This window comes from Stenotrophomonas sp. STEN054, assembly GCF_056854535.1.
Genome location: NZ_JBXFWG010000082.1, coordinates 1 through 10,038, shown reverse-complemented (window position 1 = coordinate 10,038; position 10,038 = coordinate 1). Strand labels below are relative to the sequence as shown.

The following is a 10,038-nucleotide window of genomic DNA, read 5'->3' as shown; positions in this document are numbered from 1 at the left end:
GGGGGGGGGCCCCCCGCCCCCGGCCTCGCTCGCCACCCCCCGGGCGCGCCGCCCGCCCCCGCCCCCCGCCCCCCCCCCCCCCCCCCCCCCCCCCCCCCCCCCCCCCACCCCGGACACATCGCGCGCGTGCCAGCCGCGAAGGGGTTACGGGTTAGGGCGGAAGCAAGAGCAGGTGCATCTACGCATGGCGTGGATCTACTGGGTGCAGCTGTTGCTTTGGCCGTCAAGTCCGCCTTGTAGCGAGCCGAGCACCGCAGGGCACCGGCGTGCGCAGCACGTCGGCTCGCGGATGGCGGAGCGTTTCTTTTGGTTACTTTTCTTTTCGCGAAAAGAAAAGTAACGCGCGACCCAATGTCAGTGGCGCTCAACGTCAACCGCAAGGCGCAAATCAATCCAGCATCTCCAGGCCGCGTACTTCGGTGATGCCCAGCCCCGGTACGTCGCTGATGCTGATCTCCGATTCGTTGAAATGCACGCCGCCGCTGACCGGATCGAACTGGCCCAGCGAGGGCCCGTCCAGGTCGACCTTGGTGATCACATCGCTCTTGGCCACGGCCAGGTGCACAGCGGCAGCCACGCTGATGCTCGATTCGATCATGCAGCCGATCATGCAGGGCACGCCGTAGATGCCGGCGATATCGGCGATGCGGATCGCGTTGGACAGGCCGCCGGTCTTCATCAGCTTGATGTTGATGATGTCGGCCGCGCGCTGCTGGATCAGGTCCATCACCTGGCTCGGGCTGAACACGCTTTCGTCGGCCATCACCGGTGTGTTGACGCGGTCGGTCACATACTTCAGGCCGGTGATATCGGCGGCTTTCACCGGCTGCTCCAGCAGTTCCAGCACCACGCCCGCGTCTTCCAGCGTGCGCATGGCATGCACGGCCTGTTTGGCGGTCCAGCCCTGGTTGGCATCCAGGCGCAGCAGGGCGCGGCCCTGCACGGCGGCATGGATCGCCTTGACCCGCTCGATGTCCAGGCCGATGTCCTTGCCCACCTTGATCTTCAGCGACTCGAAACCGCGCTCGATGGCCGACAGCGAATCGGCCACCATCTTGTCGATGTAGTCCACGCTGATGGTGATGTCGGTGGTGATGACTGCATCGCCACCGCCCAGCATCTGGTACAGCGGTGCGCCGTGCAGCTGCGCCCACAGGTCGTACAGGGCGATTTCCACCGCCGCCTTGGCGCTGGTGTTGCGCTCCATGGCGGTCTGCACCAGCGTGCACAGATGGTTGAGGTTGACCACGTCCTGGCCGATCAGGCGCGGGGCGATGAAGTGGCGGATCGCTTCGATGATCGAGCCGTGGGTATCGCCGGTGATGACCGCGGTGGCCGGTGCTTCGCCGTAGCCGGTGTTGCCGGTGTCGGTGCGGATCAGCACCACCACGTCTTCCACGGTTTCCACCGTGCGCAGGGCGGTCTTGAAGGGGGTCTTCAGCGGCACGCGCAGCATGCCCAGTTCGATGGCGGTGATCTTCATTCGGCAGTCTTGGCCCGCAGGCGCTGGATGTTGGTGATGCGGTCGATGTAGCGGACGGTGTCGCTGGCCATCATCGGCTCCAGCGGAGTGACCGAGACACCATTGAGGTGGGCCTGCACGCGCGTGCCGTCGGCACCGAACCAGCTGCCGCCCGCCGTATCGTGGATGACCCAGGTGCGCCCATCGACGTGGCCGATGGCCATCATCACGTGGCCGGGGATATAGACCAGATCGCCCACCTGCAGGTCGGTCACGGCGCGGTCGCGCGCGGCCTTGCCGGTCTTTTCGGTAAACGGCAGGCGGTCCAGCGCCGGGCTGACTGCCTGCGCGCTGGTATTGCGCGGCAGCAGCACGCCGAAGCTGCGGTAGATCTCGGAGACGAAGCCGCTGCAGTCGCGGGTGTCGTAGTCGTGGCCCCAGCCGTAGCGTTCGCCGAGGAACTTGAAGGCCTGCTGCAGCAGCAGTCGCGGGGTCAGCGCCAGGTACTCGCCGGCGGTGTCCTGCGAGCGTGGCAGCAGCGCCGGCACAAGCTTCAGCTGGCCATCGGCTTCGCGCACCGGCAGCTGCACCACCCAGGCGGCATGCGCCTGCTGGCCGTTCACCGGCGTGGCCGCGGGCCAGTCGGCCAGCACCGGCAGGCGCACGCCCATGTCCAGCTGCAGGCGCGACACCCGCGGCTCTTCCGGGCTGAACGCGGTGTGCGCCACCGCGCCGGTGACGATGCGGTAGGGTCCCTGCGCGCCGTAGCCGAGCACGCTGGCCTTGTCACCCGTGGCCACCGATTCGGCTTCGATCCACGCGCTGTAGCGTTCGCTGTGCACGAACAGCCAGCGGCCGTCGGCGCTGCGATGGATCACCGCAACCTTGTCACCGGGGAACAGCGCCGATTCCTGGAAGCGGTCGATATCGGTATCGCCGGTACTGCTGAAGACGCGCTGGCGGGTCGGGAAGGTGCGCAGCGCCGCGCGCTTCACCACCAGGCCGTACTGCGGCGCTGCCTGAGCGGCGATCGCCTGCAGGCCGAGGTTGGCCTCGATGGATGCACGAAGCGCCGCCGCGATGGGCTGGCCCTGGTCGTCATAGAGGGCCCGTGTCGGCCAGCTCGACAGCGCGGAGATGCTGCTGCGCACCTGCGCGGCGGTCAGTTGCGCGGGCAGGGCGGCGATGTCCTGGATGTGTGCATCCTGGCTGCGCATGCGCGCGTTCTGCGCGTCGATCTGCGCGCGGTCGAGGATCGGCGCATCGGCGTTGTCCAGCCGCGCGGCCCAGTACTGCGGGGTCAGGTAGGCCTCGTGCAGGCCAATGACATAGGGCAGCGGTGCGCCGGGATCGGGTGGCGGTGCCGCCTGTGCGAAGGCCGGCGCCGCCAGCAGGCACAGGGCCAGGGTGAAGCGGCGCGGCCAGTGCCGGCGCGGTTCGCGGGAAGCCAGGATCATGCGCTGCACACCCTCCTCAATGCCTCCTGGAATATTTATTCCTTTTGGCTGCGAAAGCAAGAATAAATTATTGACCCGCTACCCGGCCCGTGTTACACAGCCGTTACCACCCGCGCTGGGGAAGTGTCGCCGTGGATCCCGTCGTTCGCAAACTGCGTCTGCCTGCCGCTGCCGGCCTGTGTGCCGTGCTGCTATGGGCGTCGTCGGCGGCGGCGCAGGGTGTGCGGGGGCAGGGTGCAGGCGAGACGCGATTGATCGATCTGGTCGATAGTGGCCACTTCGCGCAAGCCGAAGACCTGCTGGCGCGCGGCAACCTGCCCGCCACGGCGGCCTACCAGCGCGAACGCATGCGCCGCATCCGCCTGGATTTCAGCCTGGACGAGGCCGCCGCGAAAGCCGCCGTGCGCCGCTGGATTCCCGACCTGACCGATGCCGAATTCGCGCGCTGGGATCAGCTTGGCCTGATCGAACACCTCGATATCGACGGCGCGCGCTGGTACTTCAAACGCGCACCGTCCAACCTGTTCCGGCTCAGCGATGAGGCACGTGCGCGCCGCCGCGCCGATGCACCGATGCCAGCGCCGGGCCCGAATGAAGTGCTCAACGCGCATCACGCACGCGTGCTCGCTGCCGCTGCCCAGAGCGGCGAGACGTCGGTACTGCCACAGCGCATTGCGTTCACCCAGTCGCTGACGGTGAAGGCCGACGCCGTGCCGGCCGGGGAAACCGTCCGCGCGTGGATTCCGTACCCGCGCGAGATTCCCGGGCAGCAGGAGCAGGTGCAGTGGCTGGGCAGCACGCCAGGCAAGGCGCGCGTCGCCCCGGCCAGCACCCTGCAGCGCACCGCCTATCTGGAGGCGAAGGCCGTGGCCGGGCAGCCGACCCGGTTCGAGATCCGCTACGCGGCCACGATCTTCGCGCGGCATAAGGCGGTAGACCCTGCACGCGTGCAAGCTACCCCGGCCGATCCGGCGCTGCAGCCGTTCCTTGCCGAGCAGCTGCCGCACGTGCGTTTCACTCCGGCACTGAAGCTGTTTTCCGACCAGGTGCTGCAGGGAGAGACGCGCCCGTACGAAGTGGTGCGCCGGCTGTACGCCGCGGTTGATCGCATTCCCTGGGCGGGCGCCCGCGAGTATTCCACGCTCAGCAACATCAGCGATTACGCCCTGCATGCCGGGCATGCCGACTGTGGGCAGCAGACGCTGCTGCTGATCGCCCTGCTGCGCATGAACGGCATTCCCGCGCGCTGGCAGTCGGGCAGGGTGTTCTCCGATGACGGCAGCGGCTACGCCAACCTGCACGACTGGGGTGCGGTCTATCTGGCGCCCTATGGTTGGCTGCCGATGGACGTGACCACCGGTGCGCTGGCCAGCGATACGCCCGCACTGCGCGACTTCTATATCGGTGGCCTCGATGGCTACCGCATCGCCTTCAACGATGACTTCGGCCAGCCGTTCGTGCCCGCCAAACAGCATTACCGCTCGGAAACGGTCGACTCGCAGCGCGGCGAGGCCGAGTGGGCGGGCGGCAACCTGTACTTCGACCAATGGGATGACGACTTCCAGTGGCGGGTACTGCCGGCCGGGCAACGCTAGCGCACCACCTCCACCACCACACCATTCAATTCTTGCAGGAGAGAGCAGGGGATGAAGGCTTACAGCATCAAGCGGGCGGCGTTGTGCGTCGCCCTTGGGGCGTGTCTGGGCATCATGCTGCCCGGTACCGTGATGGCCCAGACCGTGAGCGGCGCCGTCGCCGGCCGCGCCACCGCCGGTGACCAGGTCACCGTGGTCAGCAGCAGTACCGGCCTGACCCGCACCGTCACCGTCGGCGCCGATGGCAGCTACCGCCTCGGCCAGCTGCCAGTGGGCGATTACCAGCTGCAGCTCAGTCGCGAGGGGCAGAAACTGGGCGACCAGGTGGCGGTCAGCGTGGCAGTGGGCGGCACCACCACGGTGAACCTGGCCAGCGCCGGTGGGGTCACCAACCTGGATGCCCTGCAGGTAACCGGCACGCGCGTGATCAACCGCGTGGACGTCTACTCCACCGAGACCTCGTTCAACATCAACCGCCAGGAAATATCGCGGTTGCCGGTGGCGCAGGATCTGTCCGCCGTGGCATTGATGGCGCCGGGCGTGGTCGGTGGCAACTCCTCGTTCGGTGGCCTGTCCTTCGCCGGTTCGTCGGTGGCCGAAAACGCGGTGTTCATCAACGGTCTCAACGTCACCGACATGTACACCCGGCGCGGCTTCAGCACCGCACCGTTCGCCTTCTTCAACGAATTCCAGGTCAAGACCGGCGGCTACTCGGTCGAGTTCGGCCGCTCCACCGGCGGTGTCATCAACGCGGTTACCCGCTCGGGCAGCAACGAATTCGAGGGCGGCGTCGAAGTGACCGCCGAGCCCAGCGCGTGGCGTGCCAGCGGGCGCGACCACTTCCACCGCGATGGCACCGCACACTCCTACGGCAGCCGTGACAACAACTCGTTCTTCAAGACCAACGTCTGGGGTTCGGGCCCGATCATCAAGGACACGCTGTTCCTGTTCGCCATGTATGAGGATCGCGACGACCGCGGCCACAACACCTCGTCCGATGGCAGCACCTGGTTCAAGAACAATTCCGGCAACGGCTTCTGGGGCACCAAGCTGGACTGGAACATCAACGACAACCACAGCCTGGCGCTGCTGGCGTTCTCCGACGAGGGCGATGTCACCAACGCGTCGTATGGCTACGACTGGGATGACGACCGCATCGGCGACTGGGGTGGTGACTCGATCACCGAGACCGGCGGCCGCAACTGGTCGGCCACCTACACCGGCCACTTCGGGCAGAACTTCACCGCCCGCGCCATGGTCGGCCAGAACAACCAGCGCGCCTTCACCAACTCCTCGCTGGACCAGGCCTGCAGCCCGGTATTCACCGACAGCACCTACGGCCCGCGCCTGGGCAAGCTGCAGGGCCTGCGTGCCGGCTGCCATCCCACCGGCACGGCCGTGGCCGAGCGCGATGACACCCGCGATGTGGCGCGCCTGGATTTCGAATGGCAGCTGGGCGACCACCTGCTGCGCTTTGGCCTGGACCGCGAGCTGATGACCACCGACCAGTCGACCCGCTACCCCGGGCCGACCGCGCTGAGCTACACCGCCTATCTGGCGCGGCCCGGCGATGAAGTTTGGGACGGCGCCAACGCCTACGTGCCGGCTGGCGTTACAGAGATGCTGCGCGCACGCAACCGCCAGTCCGGCGGCACGTTCGAGACCGAGGCCAATGCCTTCTACCTGGAAGACATCTGGAACATCACCCCGAACCTGATGCTCAACCTCGGCATCCGCTGGGACCGCTTCGAAAACCGCACCGCCGAGGGCAAGGCGTTCATCAAGATGGACGACCTGTTCGCCCCGCGCGTCGGCTTCTCGTGGGACATGCGCGGCGATGGCAGCACCAAGCTGTTTGGTAATGCCGGCCGCTACTACCTGCCGGTCACCAACAACATCAACGTCAACTTCGCCGGTGGCCTCACCGACGAGTACAGCTACTACGTGCTGGAGGGCTGGGAGCAGAAGACCTCGCCGACCGGCTCGGCGTACATGGCGCCGATCATCGGCACGCAGATCGGGCCGACCGATACGCGCATGAACACCGGCGGCGCCGACCTGCGTCAGAGCGTGGACCGCGACCTGAAGGCGGTCTACCAGGACGAGTACATCCTCGGCTTCCAGAACATGATCAACGCGGCCTGGTCGTGGGGCGTCAACGCGACCTATCGGCGCATGACCCGCGCGCTGGATGACATCCGCATCAATTACACCCCATGCGGCCCGACGCCGAGCACGCTGTGGCCGATCGGCAACCCCGGCGAAAGCCTGACCCTGTGGGGCGACCAGAGCATCGGCTGCGCCACCGAAGGCTGGATCACCATCGACACCGCCAACAGCGGCTACCGCAAGGGTGGCAGTGGTGAAGTCATCGGCTATTCCAAGCCCAAGCGCACCTACAAGGGCCTGGAATTCCAGATCGACCGCGCCTGGGACGAGAAGTGGCTGTTCAACGCCTCCTACCTGTGGTCGCGCAGCGATGGCAACTTCGAAGGCCCGGTGAACTCCGATACCAACTACGGCGACACCGGCATGGTGCAGTACTGGGATCATCCGGCCACCAACGAACGCTACGGCGTGCTGTTCAATGACTTCCGCCACCAGATCAAGCTGCGCGCGGCCTATGCGCTGAACCAGCAGTGGTCGTTCGGCACCACGCTGCAGGTGCAGTCCGGCGGCCCGATCACCGCCTATGGCGTGATGTGGCCGAACGACACCATCGCCGGCGGCAGCACCTCCAGCGAAGGCAGTGGCGGCGGCACCGGCTGGCTGTGCGTGGCCAACTGCTCCGGGCCGTATGACCAGCGCCAGTTCGAATACAGCCCGCGCGGCGCGTTCGGTCGCCTGCCGTGGACCTGGACGATGGGCGCCAACGTCACCTGGCGCCTGCCGGTGGAGGGCATCGACCTGAGCGCGCGGCTGTCGGTGTACAACCTGACCAACAACCAGAAGACCATCAACGTGCACCAGCGCTACGAAGCACAGCCGGGCCAGTACCGTGAAGCGACCTTCGCCACGGGCACACGCTGGCAGGCACCGCGCTACACGCAGCTGGTGGTGACGTGGAACTTCTGAGGCACGTTGCGCGGATGGCGTCGGGTTTCCTGGCGCTGACCGCCCTGCCTGCGGTGGCGGCGGAATCGATGGGTACCGCCGCCATCGATGCCGATGTCGCCGCCGTGGTCGAGCACGCGCATCTGCCCGGGCTGGCCATGGCCGTGGTCGAGCAGGGACGGGTGGTCTACCAGCACGCCGAAGGCGCGCGCGGGGATGGCGGCCGCATCGACGAGGACACGCTGTTCAAGATCGCGTCCAACAGCAAGGCGATGACCGCCGCGCTGCTGGCGCGCCTGGTGGAGCAGGGCAGGCTGCGCTGGGATGACCCGGTGCGGAAGCACCTGCCCGGCTTCACCATGTTCGACCCGTGGGTGGGCGAGCACATGCAGGTGCGTGACCTGCTCATCCACAACAGCGGCCTCGGCCTGGGGGCCGGCGACCTGATGCTGTGGCCGGAGCCCAACGCCTATACGCGCGCCGACATCATTGCCGGGCTGGCCCATCTGAAACCGGTCACCAGCTTCCGCAGCGGTTATGCCTACGACAACCTGATGTACGTGGTGGCCGGTGAAGTGGCCGCCGCGGCCGGTGGCAAGCCTTACGACCAGCTCATGCGCGAGCAGGTGTTCGAACCGCTCGGCATGGACCGCTGCCAGGTGGGCGCATGGTCGGTGAAGCACGTGGGCAACGTCGCCCAGCCACATGCCTGGCGCGGCGGCCGCAACGTGGTGATCAACGCCGATGGTGCTGCCAGCCCCGACCTGACCTCGATGGCGGCCGGTGGCATCCGCTGCTCGCTGCGTGACATGACGCGCTGGATGCAGGTGCTGCTGGACCCGGCGCGGGTGCCCGGCTGGCTGGGCAGCGAGCAGCGCCGCACGCTGTGGACCCTGCACATGCCGATGCCGCTGGGCGAGCGCCAGCGCCGCTGGGACAACGCGCATTTCATGGGCTACGGCTATGGCTGGCGCGTTTCGGACATGGACGGGCAATGGAAGGTGGCGCACACCGGCACCTTGTCCGGCATGTATTCCTCGCTGGCCCTGCTGCCGGATCGCAAGGTGGGCGTGGTGCTGCTGATGAACGGCGAGGGCGATGATGCACGCACGGTGCTGATGCAGTCGACGCTGAAGCGCTTCACCGCTGCGGGCGCAGCGCCGCCGGCGATGGAGTACCTGGCAGAGCTCCGTGCCGACCAAGCCGACCGTGCCGCCAGCGGAGGCGCGCGTCCTTCCACGGCGGGCGCGCTGCCGGTGGCGCGCGATGCACTGCCGCAGTGGCAGGGCCGCTATCGCGATTCATGGCTGGGCCCGGCCTCGCTATGCCCGGGAAAGGACGGCCTGCGATTCAGCGTGGACAAATCGCCCAAGCTGCAGGCGCGGGTGATGCAGCTGCAGGGTCGCTGGCTGCTGCACTGGGATACGCTGGAGGCCTCCGCGCAGGCATGGCTGCAGGCCGACGACGGTGCACCACCTACGCTGCAGCTGCGCGCCCTCGATCCGGACATCGACTTCAGCTATGACTTCCAGGACCTGCATTTCACTCGTACTGGCGATTGCCCTGGCGGGCAGCACGCACGCCGCTGAGCCACTGCGCATCTCGCCGGCCACCGATGCGGCCAGCGCCGGTCTGCTGGAGATCCGCACGCTGGCGCCGCGCATCGACCTGGACATCCGCTACGCCGGCGCCAACAACTTCACCGGCGCCCGGGTGCCGGGCTACGCGTCTTCGTCGTGCTACCTGCTGGCCCCGGTGGCGAAGGCTCTGGCCGCAGTGGAAGGCGACCTGCGCGCCGACGGTTATGCGCTGCGCCTCTACGACTGCTATCGCCCGGTGCGGTCGGTGCAGGCGTTCATGGCCTGGGTGCAGGATCCCCACGAGCAGTCGCGCAAGGCGCTGCAGTACCCGGACCTGGACAAGCCGCGGCTGCTGGCCGACGGCTACATCGCCGAGCGCTCGGGCCACAGCCGGGGCGCGACGGTGGACCTGGGGCTGCTGGATTGCCGGGCGGGTACGTGCGTGGTGATGGACATGGGCACGGATTTCGATTTCTTCGGCGTGCGTGCGCATACCGATGCGGGCGGGCTGACGGTGGCGCAGCGTGAAAACCGGCAGCGGTTGCTGCAGGCGATGGCGCGGCGCGGGTTTGCGAACTACCCGCAGGAGTGGTGGCACTACACGCTGCAGCCGGAGCCGGATGCCGGCACGGCCTACGATTTTCCCGTTCGGTGATTTTTTGCAGGGCTCGCTGCCCTGCACCTGCTGCAATCAACTTCAACGTCAGCTTCAACGTCAAAAGCGGGCTTCCTGAGGGATGGCGGGACCCACCCCGCCTTCGACAGATTTCCGCTATCTGTTGGAGCCTGCTGCTGATGGTGGGTGCCCACCCGTGGTGGGCAAGGATGAAATAGTTACAAATATTACACAATTTCCCCCCAACCGTACGCACCCCCCAACAAAAGCCCGC

Annotated in this window: 6 protein-coding genes; 4 read left to right on the top strand and 2 right to left on the bottom strand. The window is 67.2% G+C overall.

What is annotated here, in order from left to right; genetic code table 11:
* Positions 1-388: 388 nt before the first annotated feature.
* Complete coding sequence (locus AC1VXD_RS19155; protein ID WP_482993380.1) at positions 389-1,483, bottom strand: dipeptide epimerase; 1,095 nt, start codon at positions 1,481-1,483, stop codon at positions 389-391.
* Positions 1,480-2,919, bottom strand: a complete 1,440-nt coding sequence (locus tag AC1VXD_RS19150) for a C40 family peptidase (protein ID WP_482993379.1) — start codon at positions 2,917-2,919, stop codon at positions 1,480-1,482. Before AC1VXD_RS19150 ends, AC1VXD_RS19155 begins: the two co-directional genes overlap by 4 nt.
* Positions 2,920-3,050: 131 nt before the next feature.
* Between AC1VXD_RS19150 and AC1VXD_RS19145 the strand changes: the two genes are divergently transcribed.
* From AC1VXD_RS19145 to AC1VXD_RS19130, 4 genes are all read left to right on the top strand, one after another.
* A complete protein-coding gene (locus tag AC1VXD_RS19145; RefSeq protein WP_482993378.1) occupies positions 3,051-4,514 on the top strand; it encodes a transglutaminase-like domain-containing protein in 1,464 nt (487 codons plus the stop codon).
* A 51-nt stretch (positions 4,515-4,565) separates the two neighbouring features.
* Positions 4,566-7,589 (top strand): TonB-dependent receptor, encoded by a 3,024-nt coding sequence (locus AC1VXD_RS19140; protein ID WP_482993377.1) that lies wholly within the window; start codon positions 4,566-4,568, stop codon positions 7,587-7,589.
* A 68-nt stretch (positions 7,590-7,657) separates the two neighbouring features.
* Positions 7,658-9,157 (top strand): serine hydrolase domain-containing protein, encoded by a 1,500-nt coding sequence (locus tag AC1VXD_RS19135; protein WP_482993381.1) that lies wholly within the window; start codon positions 7,658-7,660, stop codon positions 9,155-9,157.
* Positions 9,090-9,803 (top strand): M15 family metallopeptidase, encoded by a 714-nt coding sequence (locus AC1VXD_RS19130; protein WP_482993376.1) that lies wholly within the window; start codon positions 9,090-9,092, stop codon positions 9,801-9,803. Before AC1VXD_RS19135 ends, AC1VXD_RS19130 begins: the two co-directional genes overlap by 68 nt.
* Positions 9,804-10,038 lie beyond the last annotated feature (235 nt).